The organism is Sphingobium sp. JS3065 (genome assembly GCF_026427355.1).
In the GTDB taxonomy this organism is placed as follows: domain Bacteria; phylum Pseudomonadota; class Alphaproteobacteria; order Sphingomonadales; family Sphingomonadaceae; genus Sphingobium.
In genome coordinates, this window is sequence record NZ_CP102664.1 from 154,046 (window position 1) to 172,217 (window position 18,172).

Below are 18,172 nucleotides of genomic sequence, written 5' to 3' on the forward strand. Positions count from 1 at the left end.
AGGAAAGTCAGGAAAAAGAGATGATCGCGAAACTGGATGGGGAGGAACGGGCGCTGGCGCTCAGGGATCTGCCCGAATGGGCGGCCGTTCAGGATCCCGACGGCATCCGCCGCCTTTTCACCTTCAAGGATTTCACCGCCGCCTTCGGTTTCATGACGCAGGTGGCGCTGCTCGCGGAAAAGGCGGACCATCATCCCGAATGGTCGAATGTCTACAACCGCGTCGACATCATATTGACCACCCATGATGCGGGCGGCCTGTCGCGCCGTGACATCGACCTCGCCACGCAGATCGACGCGCTATTGTGAGGCGTTTCCCTCGATCCGGTCGTCATAGCCACTGAGCGCCGCCATGACCGCCGGATCGCGGGCGTAAAGCTGGCGCAGCAGCGCCAGCCGGGCGTCGGTGCCTGTGCAAAGCGCCGCTATATTCTCCTGCAAATAGGCAAGCCGTTCCGCATCATAGGCTTCTTCGCCGCGAAAATGGTCGCAACTGTCGCGGTCCACCATGTAGCGCGTCACCTCATCGGGAAAGGGCTGGGCGTCGGCGGCACCGTCCGAAGGCGGCAGGTCGGGGACATAGGCCGGGGGCGGCATGTCGACGGCAGATGGCTCCATCGGCGGCGTGCTGGCCGGATCGACGGGCGTCCTGCGCACGGCCTTTGGTTCTCCACCCCGCGCCGCCTGCGTGACGGCAAGGGCGGGATCGATATCGGGAAGAATGGCGGGGACCGATGCCGGACCCGCCGCTTCATGGGGCGTCGGTGCATCCTGCGTCGTGGACGAAGCAGGGAGGGCGGCCGGTCGGCCGGTTCCTTCCCTTGCACTCGCCTGTCCGTCGGGGGCTGGGGAACAACCGGCAAGCAGCGCCAGCACCATCATCGGAAACAGCGTCGGCCCTGCGTTCACCCAATCTCCTCTCGCAAGCTGGCGATCAGGTCGGAGACATGCTCCAGCCGCTCTTCCTCTTCATCGAGGATCGCCAGAAAAGCGGTCCGCCTATACTGATGCACCGCCTCCTGCGAAAGACGGCTTGCTGCGGGCAATGCCGAAATCACGATATCCAGCAGCCGCTCCACCCCATGTAGCCGCCCCCAGAGATAATCATTCTCGCGATAGGCGCGGCTGAAGAAGGCGCCGAAATTGTTGAATTCAATGCCTTTCAGCGTCGCTTCCGCCCCGCCGGGCCGGATCGCGCCGCAATCTTCCGGCGAAATCCGGTCGACCTTGACCGGATCATATTCGTCCATCCCATGGCCCTGCAACAGCGGCAGGGTGGCGATGTCGTAAAAGGGAAAGCCGAGATAGGCGAGCAGCATGGTGCGCCGCGCCGCCTTTGGCAGCGCCGCCAGCGCGTCGGCCAGCATCATGTCCGCCGCCTCGTCGCGTTCACGCAGGCCCCGCAGTTGCGCCACCGCCTCCAGCGCGGCGCCCGGATCATTGGGCACCTCCAGTGCCGCCGCCTTGATCTCTCCATTGTAGAAGTCCACGCCTTCGCACTCGGTATAATGCGACAGAGCGGCATAGATGGCGTCATGCATCTTCTGGATGACGGCCTCGTCCGTGGTCGTCTCCATCTCCAGCGTCTCGGCCAGCCGCCGCGCCAGGAAGCGCAGGCGGCGGATGCGGAAGGGCAGGTCATGCTGGCGGAAGAAGCCCACCGGAGCGGAGGCGGGGCCGACATCCTCGGTCAACTGATCCGCGCCGATCGCGCGCACATGGCTCCACAGCGCCTGGCGGTAGCTTTCGCGCATCAGCGGGCTTTCCTCCCCGCTCAGGTTGAACAGCAGGTCGGCCAGATCCTCGACGATGCCCGACAGCTTGAGATGCCCATAGGCGGGAAAGGCGAAACCGGCGGAATGGGCCGCCCGCTGCTGCGCCTTGCCGCGCCAGGCGGAAAGGCGCGCAGGCGTGGGCCGGTCCAGGAACAGCATGCCGCCGATGGCGCTTTCCACCTCCGCCTCTATCCCCGGCCGCAGCGCGTTCAATATGCGCGCCATGCGCCGGATGCGGGCGCTGTGCCGGTCGATCGCCTCCAGATTGTCGCGGATCGGCTGTTCGCGGGGAATGTCGCTCAGCGCGCCGAAGATGGTGCGGAAGAAGCCGGGCAGCGGCGCATCCTCGCCCGATGGCGCTTCTTCCGCATCTCCCTGGCGGTTGAGCTGGATCGAGCGGTGGCCGGGCTTGGGATCGATATAGACGAAGCGCCGGTCCACCTCCCGCCGGGAGGGGCGGTTCTTGAGCGCGCCGATGGCCTGCGCGAAGGGGGCGTTGGCCAGCACGGAGCCGTCGATCAGCACCGCATCCTCGGCGCGGCCCCGCGCGGCATGGCGGGGCAGGGCGCGCGTCAGAAAGGCGTCCCGCGTCGGCCAGGCGCGGTGGCGGCGCTTCAGCACCCGGTCCAGTTCGCGCACGGTGAAGGGCGGGAAGGCGCCGGGAAAACTGGCGGTTGCGCGGGCGGCGAAGACCAGCTCCGCCGTATCGGCAAGGCTGCGACCGCCCTGACCATGGGCGCGAAAGCCGATCGACAGGCGATGCTCCGTCTCCACCACCTGCGGCGGGCTGTTGAGGTTCAGGCTCTGTGGATGCCCCTCGAAATCAGTGACGGTGACGAACAGGTCCAGCGGATGACCGGCGGGCAGCAGCGCGGGTCCGCTCCCCGTCGCCTCCATCGCGTCGAAGGCGTCCAGGATCATGGCGGTGAAGACTTCGCCGCCAAAGGGCGGCTCGAACCAGCGGGATCGGATGAAGTGCGACAGCTTGTGCCGCACCTCCTCCCGCGTGTCGGGGGCGACCGTGCGCTCGACCGTGTCGCCCGGATGCCGCGCCGCCATCCAGACGAGCGGCGTCGCCCAGAATTTGGTGATCCGCCGCGCCGGGCGGGCGTCGGGGTCCAGCAGCTTTTCGACATCGGCATTGTCCAGCCACATCTCTGTCAGCGGGTCCAGCGACTGGCCCGTCTCTATCGCCTGCGCCAGGAAGATGCCGTTGATGCCGCCCGCGCTGGCCCCGGCGATGATGTCCGGCATCACCCGCAATCTGACGCCGCACGCCTTTTCCAGATCCTGCAGCAGCTTGCGATAGACCGCCTCGCTGCTGTTGCCGGATGGGACGCCATCGTGGAAAGCCCGGCTGGCGCGGGCCAGATGCCAGATTTCCTTGGTGATGCCGTGCATGTAGACGGCCAGGCTGATCCCGCCATAGCAGACCAGTGCGAGCCTGAGTTCCCGCTCTTTCATGAGGTTGAGAGTCGCAGAGCGCGAAGGACTTGTCGAGAGAGGGTTGGCGATCCGGCATGCAGGCTCATCTCAACCTGAACTCCGCCCAGATCGGCAGATGGTCCGACGCCTTGCGCGCCGCCGCGCTTTCATGGACGCCGCAATCGGTCAGCTTCAACTGTCCGCAATGCATGATCCGGTCGAGCCGCGCCACCGGCCGCCGCGCATGGAAGGATCGGCCGCACGGCGCGAAGCTGTAATGCCGCGCGAAATCGGCCAGGCACCCCCGTTCCGCGCTCCATTCGTTGAGGTCGCCCATCAGCACCGTGGGCATCGCATCGCGGGAGGAAGCCGCATGGATCACCGCCGCCGCCTGCTTGCGCCGCCACAGCCCCGACAGGTCGAGATGCATGCCGAAGATGCGCAGGCTCGTTTCGCCCATCTTCACCTCCGCCATGGTGGCGCCGCGCGGTTCCAGGCAGGGCAGGTGCAGCACGTCATGCGGGCCGACCTCCACATCCTTGCGCACCAATATGGCGTTGCCGTGCCAGCCCATGGAATCGGCATGCACGTTGAGCGGCACCGGCCTATAGGGGCTGATGCTCTCCAGCAGCCAGGGCGGCAGCGCCGCCGACCGCACGCCGAAGCGCCGGTCCGCCTCCTGCAACGCGATGATGTCGGCGTCGAGTTCATTGAGCACGTCGATCACCCGTTCCGGAACCCGGCGGCGGTCGGTGCCAATGGCCTTGCGGATATTGTAGCTTGCGACACGAACGGTCTTCATGCCGAAACAATGCCCCACTGCGCGCCCGGTTTCCATGGGAAGATGCAAAGAGGATTTGTGTTCCGCATATGTTCTGATATGCGTGCCCCATGGCAAAGGCAAAGCGCAAATTCGTCTGTCAGCAATGCGGCACCGTTTCCAGCCGATGGCAGGGACAATGCGACGATTGCGGCGAATGGAACAGCATCGTCGAGGAAGCGGCGGAGACGGTCTTTTCCGCCCGCCACGACCTGCATAGCGGGGGGCGCGCGCTCAGGCTGGTCGGCCTGGACGACAAGGTCGAACTGCCGCCGCGCACCACCACCGGCATCGCGGAATTCGACCGGGCGCTGGGCGGCGGCATCGTGTCCGGCTCCGCCACGCTGATCGGCGGCGACCCCGGCATCGGCAAATCGACGCTGCTGCTCCAGGCCGCCGCCCGCATCGCCACAGCGGGACACCGCGTCGCATACATCAGCGGCGAGGAAGCGGCCGATCAGGTCCGCCTGCGCGCCCAGCGGCTGGGCCTGGGCAATGCGCCGGTGCAACTCGCCAGTGCCACCTCCGTCCGCGACATATTGACGACGCTGGGGGAGGAGGCGCCGCCCGCCCTGCTCATCATCGATTCGATCCAGACCATGCACAGCGACCTGATCGAGGGCGCGCCCGGCACGGTCAGCCAGGTGCGCGCCTCCAGCCAGGAACTGATCCGCTTCGCCAAGCAGCGCGGCACGGCGCTGATCCTGGTCGGCCATGTGACCAAGGACGGCAGCATCGCCGGCCCCCGCGTGCTGGAACATATGGTCGACACGGTGCTGAGCTTCGAGGGCGAGCGCAGCCATCAATATCGCATCCTGCGCGCCATCAAGAACCGCTTCGGCGGCACGGATGAGATTGGCGTCTTCGCCATGGTCGCGGAGGGGCTGGAGGAAGTCGCCAATCCCTCCGCCCTGTTTCTCACCCATCGCGACGAGAATGTGACCGGCGCGACGGTCTTCCCCGCGCTGGAAGGCACGCGCCCGGTGCTGGTCGAGATCCAGGCGCTGGTCGTCCGCCTTTCCAGCGGCGCCACCCCTCGCCGTGCGGTGGTCGGGTGGGACAGCGGACGGCTTGCCATGGTGCTTGCCGTGCTGGAGGCGCGATGCGGGCTCAGCTTCTCGACCTGCGAAGTCTATCTCAATGTCGCGGGCGGCTATCGCCTGTCGGACCCCGCCGCCGACCTGGCCGTCGCCGCCGCGCTCATGTCCGCCTTGTCGGAACGTCCGGTTCCCGCCGATGTCGTCCTCTTCGGCGAAATCGCGTTGTCCGGCGAAATTCGTCCTGTCGCCCATGCCCCACTCCGGCTGCGCGAATCCGCCAAGCTGGGCTTCAACCGCGCCTTCGTGCCCGCCGCCGTGGCCGATGGGGTGAAGGGCATTTCGGTCAGCGGCTATCGCGCCCTTGCGCAACTTGTTGACCAGATGCTCGGGCGCGGATAGCCAGCGATGCGATGAACGCGATCGATATTCTCGTCCTGCTCCTGATCGGCGGCTGCGCCATTTTCGGCCTGATGCGCGGGTTCGTGCAGGAAACCCTGTCGCTGATCGCCTGGGTGCTGGCGATCTTCGCGATCCGCCTGTTCCATGCTTCGGTGACGGAAATGCTCGATGGCTTCGTCGGCACCACCAGCGGCGCGGCGGTGTTGGCCCTCGTGCTGGTGTTCGGCGTCACCTTCGGCGCGGGAAAGCTGCTCGCCCGCGCCATTGGCCGCCGCACCCGCCAGTCCGTCCTTGGGCCGGTCGACCGGGTGCTGGGCGCGGGCTTCGGCGCGGTGAAGGGCCTGATCGGCGCGACGCTGGTCTTTCTGGCGTTCAGCCTGGTCTACGACACTTTCTACGGCAGCGGAGCGCGGAGGCCGGACTGGCTTTCGGATGCGCGCACCTACCCGCTGCTCAATGCCAGCGGGCAGGCGATCAGCGAATTCGTGGCCGAACGCCGGGCGCGCAAGCCTGCCGAAGCCGAAGAATCCTGACAGACCGCTTCAGCTATCGGAGATCGTCACTACGACCTTTCCGACTGCGTCCCGGCTTCCCAGCCGTCCGATCGCCTTGCCGCCATCGGCCAGGGCGTAGGTGCGATCGATGCGGGGCCTGATCCGCCCCTCGGCCCACCAGCTTAGCAGTTGTTCGATATGCTCCCGGTTCCGCGCGGGGTTACGCTCGGTGCGCGCTCCGCGAAGAAGACGTGGCGCAGCGCCTTGGACTGGTCGCCGTTCATGAGCTGCGTGAACAGGGCGCGTTCCTTGAACTGGCCCTGGTCGAGCGGCAGTTCGGTCGCCGCCTTCACCGCTTCGATGCACGCCTTGGGCGCGTCCAGCGCACCGATCTTGCGCTTGTTATTCTCGGCGAAGCGTTCGAACACGTCGGCCGTCGCTGATGCGGCCAGGTCGCCCGTGCGGCGCGGGCCATCGACGGTGCGGGCGATGGCGATGGCTTCCGCCGCGAGTTAGTCCTGTTCGGCGAGCTTGTCGATCAGGCCCAGTTCCGCGCCCTTGGCTGCCGGGATGGGACTGCCCGACACGATCATCTCCAGCGCCGCCTCTACCCCGATCAGGCGCGGAAGCCGCTGCGTCCCGCCCGCGCCGGGCAGCAGGCCCAGGCTCACCTCCGGCAGGCCCAGCTTCGTTTCCGGCGTCGCGATCCGGTAGTGACAGCCCAGGGCGACCTCCAGCCCGCCGCCCAGCGCCAGCCCATGGATCGCGGCGACGACAGGCTTGGCGCTTGCCTCGATGGCGTCCACGACCTGGGGCAGGCCGGGTTCAGCGAAGGGCTTGCCGAATTCGGTGATGTCCGCGCCGCCCGAAAACAGCTTGCCGTCGCCCCGGATCACGATCGCCCTCACCGCCGGATCGGCCTGCGCATCGGCGATGGCCTGGGCCAACCCCTGACGAACGCCGAAGCCGAGCGCGTTCACCGGGGAGTTGTTCATCACGATTTCGAGGATGTCGCCGTGAAGTTGGGTTTCGATCATGGAAGCCTCTCGTCAGAATATCGTCTTGCCGGGCGCGCAGGGCGTGGCGAAGATGCCGTCCGGCGCATGGCCGGTTTCGCCGGAAAAGCGCATCGTCAAAGGCCGCCCTTGATGGTGAAACCGCCGTCGACCACCAGCCCCTGCCCGGTCATATAGGCCGAGGCTTTGGAGGCGAGGAAAACGGCGGTGCCCGCTATCTCCTCCGGTTCCCCGATCCGACCCAGCGGCGTCGCCCGTTGCAGCGCCGCCTCGGCCTTCGGGTCTTCCCAGAGGGCGCGCGCGAAATCGGTGCGGATGACGCCCGGCGCGATGGCGTTGATGCGGACATTATGGGGACCGAACTCGATTGCCAGGTTGCGCACGAGCTGGAAATCCGCCGCCTTCGAGACATTATAGGCGCCGATCACGTCGGAACCGATCAGCCCCCCGATAGAGGAGATGATGATGATCGATCCGTCGCGGCGCGCCATCATCTCCGGCGCGACCATCGATATCAGCCAATGATTGGCCAGGACATTATTGTCGAAGATCTTGCGGAACTGATCGTCGCTGATCCCCGCCATCGGGCCATAATAGGGATTGGAGGCGGCGTTGCAGACGAGCAGGTCGATACGCCCCAGCCTTTCCCTGGTCTCTGCGACCATCGCCTCCAGGGCGGCCTTGTCCGAAATGCTGGCCGCTATGGCGATTGTCCGTTCCTCCCCATAGGTGGCGTTGATGGCGTCGGCGACCGCCTGGCAGGCCGGTTGCTTGCGGCTGGAGATCACGACGTGCGCCCCGGCCGCCGCATAGGCTTCCGCGATGGCGCGCCCGATGCCGCGTGAAGAGCCGGTGACGATGGCGACCTTACCGGTCAGGTCGAACAGGTTCATGCGAATGTCTTCTCCTGGCAAGGGGGCGCCCGCCTTGCCTGTGCTGGTCCATGCGGCGCGGTCGAAGGCTTCAGCTTCTCGGTCATGGCGCGCCTCCCCCCGTCCGTCCACCTGGGTCTTGAACATACCAATGATTCGAAAACGACGATTTCAATCCCTCATACCGCCGCTCTGGTCTGACAAATAGGGGCCGTCAGCTACGGCCGTGGATCGAGAATTCCGACATCGTCTGGATGAGTGCTTCGATCCCCTCATCCCCATTTTCCAGCGCGTCGCTCAGGGCGCGTTCCACGATATCCGCGACGAAATGGGAGGGGCCGGCATAGGCGAGGGACCAGGTGACGAAGCGGCGGTGGGCATATTCGCCCGACGCGATGGTGCGGACATCCCCATGCCGCGAATCCCGCAGGATAGCTGCCTTGATCTCTTCGATGGCGGGCGGCGCCCCTTCCAGATATTGGGCGAAGCGGCGGCCGGTGAACAGGAGCGAGCCAGTCACCTCCAGCGAACGGTTGCGGGGGATCGAAACGGTGACGATATCCCGGATGCACTCTTCGATATCGATCGCGTCCAACCGGCTCGTGCTGATGTAGGACCATCGGGCGAGCATGGGATGGATGATGCCCTTTGTAGGAGAAAAGTAAAGTTGTTCGGGATTGGTTAAGGTGGATCGCGCGATGGACTGGAAATGCGCCCCGCCCATAAATAAGAACGCCTCGCCCGGGAATAGAAACCGCCGCCGGTAAATTTTAGAGGGGGAGGGTTAACGAATATATTCCGCCGGTTACCGTAAGACTACCCGTCAGGCCCCTAACGTGCGGGTAAGAGGCTGCTTTTATGGATTTTCCCGATTTGCGGGAAAGCTATATGGCCAATCAGATAAGCAAGCTGGCGGATGACGAGAGGGGGATGATGGAAAAGCGCCGTCACCCGCGGCAGACCGTGTTCAAGACAGCGCTGCTCTATCCCATTCTCGAAGAAGCGAACCTCTCCGTCGACAATATATCGCGTGCGGGGCTGAGCGGCCGGTGCGCGGTGTCGCTGTGCCTGCATCAGCAAATTCATGTCAGTTTCGACGAGGCCAGTTTCCGCACGGCCGAGGTCCGCTGGATCAACGGTTCCAGATGCGGCCTTCTGCTGGAGGAGCCGTTGCCCTGGGTTCCCGGCGAGGAACCCGATGCGAACGCCACGCCCGAAAAATTCGAACCGCGCGGTCAGCGCTTGAACGTCAATTTCTTCGCGACCCTGGTGACGTCGGCACCCGTATTGATCGGCACGATCCGCAACATGTCGGTGGAAGGCATGATGATCGAGGTGGGCGCCGGCGTGAGCGAAGGAACGCGGCTGCTTGTGAAGGCCAGGGGCGTGGATGTACGGATGGGACGGGTTCAGTGGTCGAGCGGCGGGATGATCGGGGTCTTCTTCGAACCGCGCCGCATGGCCGCGAATTGAGGTTGGCGAAAAGAAAAGGATCGGTACCGAAACTATTTTACGCCCCGCGCGTTGGGGGAAGGTGATAGTGGCGGCAATTGACTATGAACCCAGCATGCCCAGTCTATATAGTCGATCACGACAGCAAGACGCGCCAATATCTGGTGGGCGTTTTGCGGCGGGAGGGGTTTGAGCCGACCCCCTTTTCCTGCGGCGCGGACTTTGTGGAATCGCTGGATTTCCTGCCCCCCGGCATTGCGCTGTTGGAACTGCGCCTGTCGGATCGGAGCGGCCTGGAAGTGCAGGAGGAGATTTTGTCCCGGCGGCTGGACATTCCCGTGATCATGATGAGCGCGTCGGGCGACATTCCGACGGCGGTGGACGTCATCAAGCGGGGAGCGGTCGATTTTCTGGAAAAGCCCTTCGCGGAAAGTCTGATTTTCAAGATGCTCGCCAATGTCCAGCCCATATTGGAGCGGCGGATCGACATCCAGCGGCGGAGGGAAGTCGCGGCGGCGCATCTGGAAAGCCTGACGAAAAGGGAGCGGGATATCGTACGGGCGCTGGGGTCCAACGGCAGCAACCGGGACGTGGCGAACGCGCTTCAAATCAGCGTCAGAACGGTCGAAATGCATCGCGCCAGCATCATGAAAAAATTCGGCGTGAAGAAATTCTCGGAAATCATCCTTGCGCTTCCGGAATCTGGATTGCCCTGATCGTGAAATGAGTGAAATCCCGCTCTGCCATCATTCAATATAATTGGATTGGTAATGACGAAATTTGATGTTCCCAGCCCGACATTCGGGCACGGGATTGTCAGGAAGAAATGGACCGACCTCAGAGATTCATCTGACAATCAGACATCGCCTATGTTCAGGCCATGGTTAACATCAAAAAAACCAGAAAAAGACCGCGCCTTATATAGCGATGATTATGACGAATATTTCAAATCGAAAGAGGAATGCGAAAAGATAATAGACCGGTACAAGAGAATACAAGAGGCCTTCATGGCTGCCGTAGATGAGGACCAGGTGGACCGCTTGTGCTGACGCATGCGCCCTTGGCGGGGAAGCGCCAAGCCTCCACCCCACCCGTGGACAGCAGAATGTTCCAATGATCATCCGGCTTCCATGTCACGGGCTTCTCGCCAAGATTGAAGACGCATAGCAGCCGTTCGCCTTCATGCACCCGTTCGAAGGCCAGCAATTCCTCTGGCGTCTCCAGGAAGTCCATGGCGCCAACACGCAGAGCAGGCGATCCATTGCGCAACGCCAGCACCCGCCGCGTCCAATGCAGCAGTGAATCCGGCCGCGCTTCCTGCACATCCACGGCCAGCGCCCGATGCGCTTCCCCGACCGGCAGCCACGGCTTGGCCTCCGAAAAACCCAGATAGGGCGCATCCGACCGCCATGGCATCGGCGTCCGCGCTCCATCGCGGGAAAGGGTCAATGGCCAGTTGGCGATGGCTTCGGGATCCTGCAAATCCTCGAACGCGATATCGACCTGCGGCAGCCCCAGTTCCTCGCCATAATATAGGAAGATATTGCCGCGCAGACAGGCCAGCAGCAGCATCTTCATCCGGCAATAGGCGTCCGCGTCCTTCCCCTTGGCCCAGCGCGACACCGCACGCGGGGCATCGTGATTTTCGAACGCCCAGCTCGGCCAGCCGGCATGGGTTTCGGCAGGCCATTTGACGAGCGCCGCCTTGAGGAACTCCGCCGTCAATTCCGGCGCATAGAGGAAATCGAAGCCATAGGCCGTATTCAGCCTGCTGTCCCCCTGCGTAAAGGATTTCATCTCCCTTTCGCTTTCCGCACCGCCGACTTCGGCCACGGTGAAGCGATCCCGATATTCATCGAACACTTGCCGCACCTTTTCCAGGAACAGCGGAATGTCCGGATGGCTCTGGCTGTATTTCTTGATCTGGAAGTCGAAGGGGCGCGTGCGCGCCTTGCCGTCATCCGGCGCGGGCGGATTGTCCCGCAGCCTGGGGTCGTGCATCGAATGGTTGATCGCGTCGATGCGGAATCCGTCCACGCCCCGGTCCAGCCAGAATCGGATGATGTCGAACACGCTATCCTGCACGTCGGGACGATGCAGATGCAATTGCGGCTGTTGCGCCAGGAACTGGTGCATATAATATTGGCCGCGCCGCGCGTCCCAGGTCCAGGCCGGGCCGCCGAACACCGACTGCCAGTTGTTGGGCGGGGAGCCGTCCGGCTTGGGATCGGCCCAGACATACCAGTCCGCCTTGGGATTGTCGCGGCTGGAGCGGCTTTCGATGAACCAGCGATGTTCGTCGGACGTATGCGCCCACACCTGATCGACGATGATGCGCAGGCCCAGGCCATGCGCCCGCGCCACCAATGCGTCGAAATCCTCCAGCGTGCCGAAGATCGGATCGACGTCGCAATAATCCGATACGTCATAGCCGAAGTCCCGCATCGGACTCTTGAAGAAGGGGGACAGCCAGATCGCGTCCACCCCCAGCGATGCCACATAGGGCAGATGGGCGGTGATGCCCTTCAGGTCGCCGATGCCGTCGCCATTGGAGTCGGCGAAGCTGCGGGGATAAATCTGGTAGATGGCGGCGCCGCGCCACCAGGGCAGGGGGGTGTCGGTCATTCCTGTCTTCTGGCTTGAATGCAGCGGCTTTCATAGGGGTCTCATGCGGCCCGCATCCAGCCGACCGCACTTGTTCCGCACGCCCCTGCGCACCATATCCATGACGCAGCATGTCATGCAGCGAGGCGAGCCATGGAAAAGCGGCTACTCCAGATCGAGAAAGCCTGGGAACAGGCGCTCGGCGATATTTTCCAGCCCTATGTCGACCTGAAACGCGAACCGACGGCAAAGGCCATGGAGGCCTTCCGCGCCGTTCTCGGATCATCCAGCGACAACGATATCCGCCGCCACATCGCCCGGACGGCGGCGCGGCAGGGATCGACTTTCCTCAGCCGCTATCTGGTCGAGGAAGACTGGCGGCGGCCAAGCGCCTAGAGCGATTTCCAGTCAGATGGCATCATCTGACGTTTAAGAAATCGCGGTAAAACAAAGGAATAGAGCGGTCGATCTGATTCAATCAGATCGAAAACCGCTCTAGAGCAGCCATATGAAAGGGTATAGGGCGGGTTAACAGCATTGTCCTTAGGACGGCATGGACAAATTCAGGGCTTCCCTGACCGACCGATTTGGGTGGTTCTAAAACATTCCCCCTCCCGCTTGCGGGAGGGGGCAGGGGAGGGGCGAGCGCAGCGAGCATCGGCCTTGTCCACAAAGAGCGGCGTTGAATGGACAGGCCCTCCCCTAACCCCTCCCGCAAGCGGGAAGGGAACTATGATCGCTCATGTCTTGGATTGGCCATTTCAAACCTCAACGTAGACCAATAGGTAACCCAAAAACAACAGCCTCCCCAAAAAACATCCTATTCCTCGACAACCGCCTCCTTTCGCCCTGTCCTATTCCGCCTCCACCACTTACCCCGCTCACCTCTTTGAAACGTCCGATAAAAACCCGCTTCGCCCACGCGCGCCCAGGCACGCGCGCGCATACACTGTGAACTTCGACGCAAAACCGCCATTTCTTGACGTTCCGGATGCGCCACGCAGCCTATGCCGCTACCGTGCGGCAATCGCCTTGGGCTGCGGCAAAGGCGGCGCTCCCGATCCCAAGGTCGCCAGATATTTGATCACCGCCGCCCGATCCTCCGGCTTGCGCAATCCGGCGAAGCTCATCTTCGTCCCCGGCACCACGCGCCCAGGCGAGCCCAGAAATTCGAATAGCACGCCATAATCCCAACTCCCGCGATGCCCCTTCATGGCGGGCGAATAGGCAAAGCCCGCATGGCTCGCCACGGGCCGTCCCACGATGCCCCATAAATTCGGCCCGATCCGATTGGGTCCGCCCTGGGTGAAGTCATGACAACTTGCGCAAAGCTGCAGTTTCTGCTTCCCCACACCGGCGTCGGCGCTGGCGAGCAAAGTGCCCAGATCGGGTGGCGGGGCCGCCACCACAGCGCCACCAGCCACAGGCAGCGGCGCCCTCCCGCGCATGTCCCGGTGATAGGCGATCACCCGGCTGCCTTCCCCCGGCTCGCTGAAACTGGCGGGCCAGTCGCGCTGGACAGAGGCCATGTCCACGCGCGGCGGCATCTCATCCGTCGGCTTATAGGCCAGTTCCCCCGGCCTCACCCGCGTATAGAGCTTGTCGCTGAACCAGCCGAGGCCCAGCACGGAGACCGCCGCCCCCGCGACGCACAGTCCCACCGCAATCCCGCGCATCCGGCCCATGGCTCAACCCCCTCCGCCCATGAAGATGGCGCGGGTCCAGAAGGCGTAATTCGCCTCTATCGTCATGATCCGCACCAGCACCAGCAGCACCAGCGGCGGCACCAATATCGCATAGATCAGCGACAGCCGCTCCCAGGCCAGATGCATGAAGATCGACAGGATCAGCCCGGCCTTCAGCAGCATGAAGATGATGATCAGCATCCAGCGCACGATCCCCTGCACATGCATGTAATCGACCAGATAAGACATGGCGCTGAGCAGGAACAGCAACCCCCAGACCTTGAGGTAGAGGCTGATCGGATGCTGTTGGCCCTCATGGGCTGCTGCCTTGTCCTGCATGACGGTCCTCACCAGAGATAGAAAAAGGCGAAGATGAACACCCAGACGAGATCGACGAAATGCCAGTAAAGCCCGGTGATCTCGACCGCCGAATAATCGCCCGCCTTGTCATAATGCCCCCGCGCCACTTTCGACGCGATGATCAGCAGCAGGATGACGCCGCAGGTCACATGCAGGCCGTGGAAGCCGGTGATCATGAAGAAACTGGCGCCGAATTGCGGCGCGCCCATCGGATTGCTCCAGGGGCGCACGCCCTCCTCGAAGATCAGCTTGCTCCATTCGAAGGCCTGCATGCCCAGGAAAGTCAGGCCGAACAAAGCCGTCAGCAGCATCAAGGCCGCCGTTTTGCGCCGGTTGCGCTGATATCCGAAATTGACGGCCATCGCCATGGTGCCGCTGGAACTGATCAATACGAAGGTCATGATCGCGATCAGGACGAGCGGAATATCCTGCCCGCCGATATTCAGCGCGAACACTTCCGCCGTATTGGGCCAGGGCAGCACGGCGGAGGACCGAACGGTCATGTAACCGGTCAAAAAGCAGGAGAATATGAAGGTATCGCTCAGCAGGAAGATCCACATCATCGCCTTGCCCCAATGGGTATGGCGGAACACTTCCTGATCGGCGGACCAGTCGGACGCGATCTCCCGCAGGGTCGGGGCGATGACTTCCTTATCAATCATGCCTTGAGCCATGGTGACACATCCTCAAGTCGACAGCAGCAGAACGGCCAGAACCAACCAGATGATCAACAGAAAATGCCAATAAAGGGCGCACAGGGCGACATTGCGCATATTCGCCGCCGCCAATGCCCGCCCGGCGGCGACCAGCCCGCCCATGATGTGCAGCCCATGCAGCGCCGTCAGCAGATAGAAAAAGGCGTTGGCCGGATTGGCCGACAGATAATAGCTCGACGCCTGATAATGTTGCCAAAGCAGCCATTGAAGCCCCAGAAACAGCCCGCCCAGCGCCGCCCCGACGATTGCCCCGCCAGCCATCCGCTTGCGCCGCGCCACTTCCCAGGCGGCGCTGCTCGCCACCAGCACCAGCGTGTTGATCCACAGCAGCGGCGGATCGGGCAGGGGCTTCCAGTCATCCCCATGCCCCATTCCGCTGTGCAGGCCCATGCGCATCAGATAGGCCGCCACCAGCAATGCAAACATGACCAGCGCCACGCCGAAATAGGCCACCGTCCCGACGGCCCCGGCCGAGGGCCGCTCATGCTCCACCGGCTGCGCGCCCGGCTCCCAGCTTTTTTCGGTCAGGCGCGCCAATATGCTCACGTCCTTGGCTCCGTCTGCGGGATGAAGTCCCGCGCCGCCCCCGGCACGCTGTAATCATAGGCCCAGCGATGGACGACCGGCAGATGTGGCCCCCAATTGCCATGGGATGGCGGCGTGTCGGGCGTCAGCCATTCCAGACTGGCCGCTCCCCATGGATTGGGATCGGCCCGCGGCCCCCGAAACAGGCTCCAGATCATGTTGAAGAAGAACAGCCCCTGCGCGAAGAAGACGATCAGCGCCGCGATGCTGATCCATTCATTGGCCAGATGCACCGATGGGGGAATGAAGGCGGTCTCGCCCAGCGCATAATAACGGCGCGGCACCCCCAAAATCCCCAGATAATGCATCGGCAGGAAAATCGCATAGACGCCAAGGAAAGTGATCCAGAAATGGAGTTTCCCTAACGTCTCGTTCCACATCCGGCCGAAAATCTTCGGGTACCAGTGGTAGATGGCGCCGAAGATCACCAGTACCGGAGACACGCCCATCACCATATGGAAATGCGCGACGACGAAGAAAGTGTCGGACAGCGGCACGTCGACACTGACATTGCCCAGGAACAGCCCCGACAATCCGCCATGGATGAAGGTGAAGATGAAGGCGATGGCGAACAGCATCGGCACCCGCAGATGGATGTCCCCGCGCCATAATGTCAGCAGCCAGTTATACACCTTGATCGCGGTCGGAATGGCGATGATCAATGTCGAGGTGGCGAAGAAGAACCCGAAATAAGGGTTCATGCCGCTCACATACATATGATGCGCCCAGACGAGGAAGCTCAAGGCCCCGATGATCACGATCGCCCACACCATCATGCGATAACCGAAGATATTCCGCCGCGCGTGCACGCTGATCAGGTCGGACACGATGCCGAAGGCGGGCAGGGCGACGATATAGACTTCGGGATGGCCGAAGAACCAGAAGAGATGCTGGAACAACAGCGGACTGCCGCCCTGCGTATCGGTGATCGCGCCCATGGATTGCATGGTCGGCATGAAGAAGCTGGTGCCGGCGAAATGATCGAACAGCATCATGATCGCCGCGACGAACAGCGCCGGAAAGGCCAGCAATCCCATCACGGACGCGGTGAAAATCCCCCACACCGACAGCGGCATCCGCATCAGCGTCATGCCCTTGGTCCGCGCCTGCAGCACCGTGGTCACATAATTCAGTCCGCCCATGGTGAAGGCCGCCACGAAGATGGCGAGGCTTACCAGCATGGTCGCGATGCCCCATTGATGCCCCGGCGTCCCTTCGGTGATGGCCTGGGGCGGATAAAGCGTCCAACCCGCCCCGGTCGGCCCCCCCGGCACGAAAAATCCCGCCACGAGCACGATCACCGACAGCAGGTAGAGCCAGTAACTTAGCATATTGACGAAGGGGAACACCATGTCCCGTGCCCCGATCATCAGCGGGATCAGATAATTGCCGAAGCCGCCCAGCAGCAACGCCGTCAGCAGATAGACCACCATGATCATGCCGTGCATCGACACGAATTGCAGGTAATTGTCGGGCTGGATATCCGGAAAAACCCCCGGAAACCCAAGCTGCAACCGCATCAATGCCGACAATATCAGCGCCACCAGCCCGATGCCGATGGCGGTCACGCTATATTGGATGGCGATGACCTTGTGATCCTGGCTCCAGACATATTTGGTGACCCAGCTATGCGGATGATGCAGCGGGCGCAGGTCGTCAGCCAGGGTGGTAGCCATCAGCGAATGCTCCAGGAGGCGGGGACGATACAGGCGTTGGCCTTGATCAGCAGGATCGACATGGCGGCGGGTGGCGCCTCGGCCAATATCTGCCCGAAACTGCTCTGCTGCGCCTGCCATGCGGCGAAGGCCTTGGGCGTTTCCACCACCACCTTGCCGCGCATCTCATGATGGCCGGTCCCGCACAGTTCGGCGCAGAGGATATCGAACGTTCCCGCCCTGGTCGGCGTCATCCAGAAATAGGTGACGATCCCCGGCACCAGGTCCATCTTGGCGCGGAATTCCGGCACATAGAAGTCGTGCAGCACGTCCTTGGACCGCAGCACGATCTTCACCGGCTTGCCGACCGGTAGATGCAGGTCGCCGCTTTCCACCAATATGTCGTCCCGCCCGAACGGATCGAGCGGGTCCAGGCCCAGCCCATTGTCGGGCGTGATATATTTGACCGCCGCCGCGCCCAGCACGCCGTCCGGCCCCGGATAGCGGAAGGACCATTGCCATTGCTGCCCCACCGCCTCGATCACGGTCGCTTCCTTGGGCACGGACACATATTTGCCCCAGGCGGCAAGCCCCGGCGCCAGCATCCCGGCAATGCCGATGGCCGTCCAGACCGTCAGTCGCTTTTCGAGCGAGCTATTCTCCGGCTCATAATGCGCCCGATGACCGGGCCGGTGACGATATTTGACCAGCGCCCAGGCGAGGAATAGGTTCAACCCGACAAAGGCCGCCGCGCAAATCCACAACGTCACGTCGAGAGCGGTATCGATCGATCCCCAGTTGGAAGCGATGGGCGTGCGCCACCATGGACTGAACAGGTGAAAGGCGACCGAGCCGACCACAAGCATGGCGATGGCTACCGCAACCGGCACAAGCCCTCTCCCTATACAGGACGCTCGCCGCCGTTCCGGCATTTCGAGTCGCCTCGGTAATAACCGCCGGGGCAAGGTACAGAAAAAATGCCGCTGGGGGAAGCGGTTGCATCGGGCCGGATTTGGCCGTTTTCCGTCGAAGTTCACACTGTATGCGCGCGCGTGCCTGGGCGCGCGTAGGCGAAGGCAGGTTTCTGTCGGACGTTTCAAAGAAGGCTGCGAGATAGGGTCAGGGATATTGAATAGGACAGGCTGAATAGGCGCCTATCGGAGGAATAGGATGTTTTTTCGGAAGCCTGTTGCTGTTGGGCCACCTATTTCCCAATATAATAAAGTAAAACGCAAGAAATTATAAATAATAAAAATTATTACTGATATATGTGAG

21 protein-coding genes are annotated in these 18,172 nt (G+C 62.9%); 6 read left to right on the forward strand and 15 right to left on the reverse strand.

All coding sequences use genetic code 11. The features are described 5' to 3' along the window. Nucleotides 1–20 precede the first annotated feature (20 nt). Nucleotides 21–308, forward strand: a complete 288-nt coding sequence (locus tag NUH86_RS00770; protein WP_267250803.1) for a 4a-hydroxytetrahydrobiopterin dehydratase — start codon at nt 21–23, stop codon at nt 306–308. On the opposite strand, the gene NUH86_RS00775 is transcribed toward NUH86_RS00770, so the two are convergent. From NUH86_RS00775 to NUH86_RS00785, 3 genes are all read right to left on the reverse strand, one after another. Next, complete coding sequence (locus NUH86_RS00775) at nt 300–908, reverse strand: hypothetical protein (RefSeq protein ID WP_267250804.1); 609 nt, start codon at nt 906–908, stop codon at nt 300–302. The genes NUH86_RS00770 and NUH86_RS00775 overlap by 9 nt on opposite strands. Continuing rightward, on the reverse strand, nt 905–3,238 hold the full coding sequence (locus NUH86_RS00780) for a patatin-like protein (RefSeq protein ID WP_267250805.1): 2,334 nt from the start codon (nt 3,236–3,238) through the stop codon (nt 905–907). Before NUH86_RS00780 ends, NUH86_RS00775 begins: the two co-directional genes overlap by 4 nt. Nucleotides 3,239–3,302: 64 nt before the next feature. Then, a complete protein-coding gene (locus tag NUH86_RS00785; protein WP_267250806.1) occupies nt 3,303–4,001 on the reverse strand; it encodes an endonuclease/exonuclease/phosphatase family protein in 699 nt (232 codons plus the stop codon). 89 nt (nt 4,002–4,090) lie between these two features. Between NUH86_RS00785 and radA the strand changes: the two genes are divergently transcribed. Then, nucleotides 4,091–5,458 carry a DNA repair protein RadA gene (radA, locus tag NUH86_RS00790; RefSeq protein WP_267250807.1) on the forward strand — a complete coding sequence of 456 codons (1,368 nt, stop codon included), beginning with the start codon at nt 4,091–4,093 and terminating at the stop codon, nt 5,456–5,458. An 11-nt stretch (nt 5,459–5,469) separates the two neighbouring features. Further along, the gene (locus NUH86_RS00795) at nt 5,470–5,991 is read left to right on the forward strand and encodes a CvpA family protein (RefSeq protein ID WP_267250808.1); all 522 of its coding nucleotides are present in this window, start codon (nt 5,470–5,472) and stop codon (nt 5,989–5,991) included. A 9-nt stretch (nt 5,992–6,000) separates the two neighbouring features. On the opposite strand, the gene NUH86_RS00800 is transcribed toward NUH86_RS00795, so the two are convergent. The 5 genes from NUH86_RS00800 to NUH86_RS00820 form a co-directional block, all read right to left on the reverse strand. Next, complete coding sequence (locus NUH86_RS00800) at nt 6,001–6,150, reverse strand: zinc-binding dehydrogenase (RefSeq protein ID WP_267252191.1); 150 nt, start codon at nt 6,148–6,150, stop codon at nt 6,001–6,003. Continuing rightward, nucleotides 6,135–6,380 carry a hypothetical protein gene (locus NUH86_RS00805; RefSeq protein WP_267252204.1) on the reverse strand — a complete coding sequence of 82 codons (246 nt, stop codon included), beginning with the start codon at nt 6,378–6,380 and terminating at the stop codon, nt 6,135–6,137. Before NUH86_RS00805 ends, NUH86_RS00800 begins: the two co-directional genes overlap by 16 nt. Before the next feature lie 84 nt (nt 6,381–6,464). Next, nucleotides 6,465–6,989 (reverse strand): enoyl-CoA hydratase-related protein, encoded by a 525-nt coding sequence (locus NUH86_RS00810; protein ID WP_267250809.1) that lies wholly within the window; start codon nt 6,987–6,989, stop codon nt 6,465–6,467. Nucleotides 6,990–7,084: 95 nt separating this feature from the next. Then, nucleotides 7,085–7,861 (reverse strand): SDR family oxidoreductase, encoded by a 777-nt coding sequence (locus tag NUH86_RS00815; RefSeq protein ID WP_267252192.1) that lies wholly within the window; start codon nt 7,859–7,861, stop codon nt 7,085–7,087. A gap of 193 nt (nt 7,862–8,054) precedes the next feature. After that, entirely contained in the window at nt 8,055–8,471 is a 417-nt protein-coding gene (locus NUH86_RS00820) for a BLUF domain-containing protein (RefSeq protein ID WP_267250810.1), read from the reverse strand. A gap of 227 nt (nt 8,472–8,698) precedes the next feature. Between NUH86_RS00820 and NUH86_RS00825 the strand changes: the two genes are divergently transcribed. Further along, nucleotides 8,699–9,313, forward strand: coding sequence for a PilZ domain-containing protein (locus NUH86_RS00825; protein WP_267250811.1), 615 nt, complete (start codon nt 8,699–8,701; stop codon nt 9,311–9,313). An 83-nt stretch (nt 9,314–9,396) separates the two neighbouring features. Continuing rightward, the gene (locus tag NUH86_RS00830) at nt 9,397–10,008 is read left to right on the forward strand and encodes a response regulator transcription factor (protein ID WP_267250812.1); all 612 of its coding nucleotides are present in this window, start codon (nt 9,397–9,399) and stop codon (nt 10,006–10,008) included. 289 nt (nt 10,009–10,297) lie between these two features. On the opposite strand, the gene NUH86_RS00835 is transcribed toward NUH86_RS00830, so the two are convergent. Further along, nucleotides 10,298–11,917, reverse strand: a complete 1,620-nt coding sequence (locus NUH86_RS00835; protein WP_267250813.1) for an alpha-glucosidase — start codon at nt 11,915–11,917, stop codon at nt 10,298–10,300. 132 nt (nt 11,918–12,049) lie between these two features. Between NUH86_RS00835 and NUH86_RS00840 the strand changes: the two genes are divergently transcribed. After that, on the forward strand, nt 12,050–12,292 hold the full coding sequence (locus NUH86_RS00840) for a hypothetical protein (RefSeq protein ID WP_267250814.1): 243 nt from the start codon (nt 12,050–12,052) through the stop codon (nt 12,290–12,292). A gap of 617 nt (nt 12,293–12,909) precedes the next feature. Here the strand turns inward: NUH86_RS00840 and NUH86_RS00845 are convergent. Genes NUH86_RS00845 through NUH86_RS00870 form a run of 6 tightly spaced genes read right to left on the reverse strand, consistent with a single transcriptional unit; the run spans nt 12,910 to nt 17,787 of the window. Then, on the reverse strand, nt 12,910–13,581 hold the full coding sequence (locus NUH86_RS00845; RefSeq protein ID WP_267250815.1) for a c-type cytochrome: 672 nt from the start codon (nt 13,579–13,581) through the stop codon (nt 12,910–12,912). Between the two features lie 3 nt (nt 13,582–13,584). Then, a complete protein-coding gene (locus NUH86_RS00850; protein ID WP_267250816.1) occupies nt 13,585–13,920 on the reverse strand; it encodes a cytochrome C oxidase subunit IV family protein in 336 nt (111 codons plus the stop codon). Nucleotides 13,921–13,928: 8 nt separating this feature from the next. After that, the gene (locus tag NUH86_RS00855; RefSeq protein ID WP_267250817.1) at nt 13,929–14,603 is read right to left on the reverse strand and encodes a heme-copper oxidase subunit III family protein; all 675 of its coding nucleotides are present in this window, start codon (nt 14,601–14,603) and stop codon (nt 13,929–13,931) included. Between the two features lie 24 nt (nt 14,604–14,627). Continuing rightward, nucleotides 14,628–15,203, reverse strand: a complete 576-nt coding sequence (locus NUH86_RS00860) for a cytochrome c oxidase subunit 3 (RefSeq protein ID WP_267250818.1) — start codon at nt 15,201–15,203, stop codon at nt 14,628–14,630. Further along, nucleotides 15,200–16,918: a cytochrome c oxidase subunit I gene (locus NUH86_RS00865; RefSeq protein WP_267250819.1), complete on the reverse strand. Its 1,719-nt coding sequence runs from the start codon at nt 16,916–16,918 to the stop codon at nt 15,200–15,202. The genes NUH86_RS00860 and NUH86_RS00865 overlap by 4 nt, the downstream gene beginning before the upstream one ends. Beyond that, the gene (locus NUH86_RS00870; protein WP_267250820.1) at nt 16,918–17,787 is read right to left on the reverse strand and encodes a cytochrome c oxidase subunit II; all 870 of its coding nucleotides are present in this window, start codon (nt 17,785–17,787) and stop codon (nt 16,918–16,920) included. Before NUH86_RS00870 ends, NUH86_RS00865 begins: the two co-directional genes overlap by 1 nt. Nucleotides 17,788–18,172 lie beyond the last annotated feature (385 nt).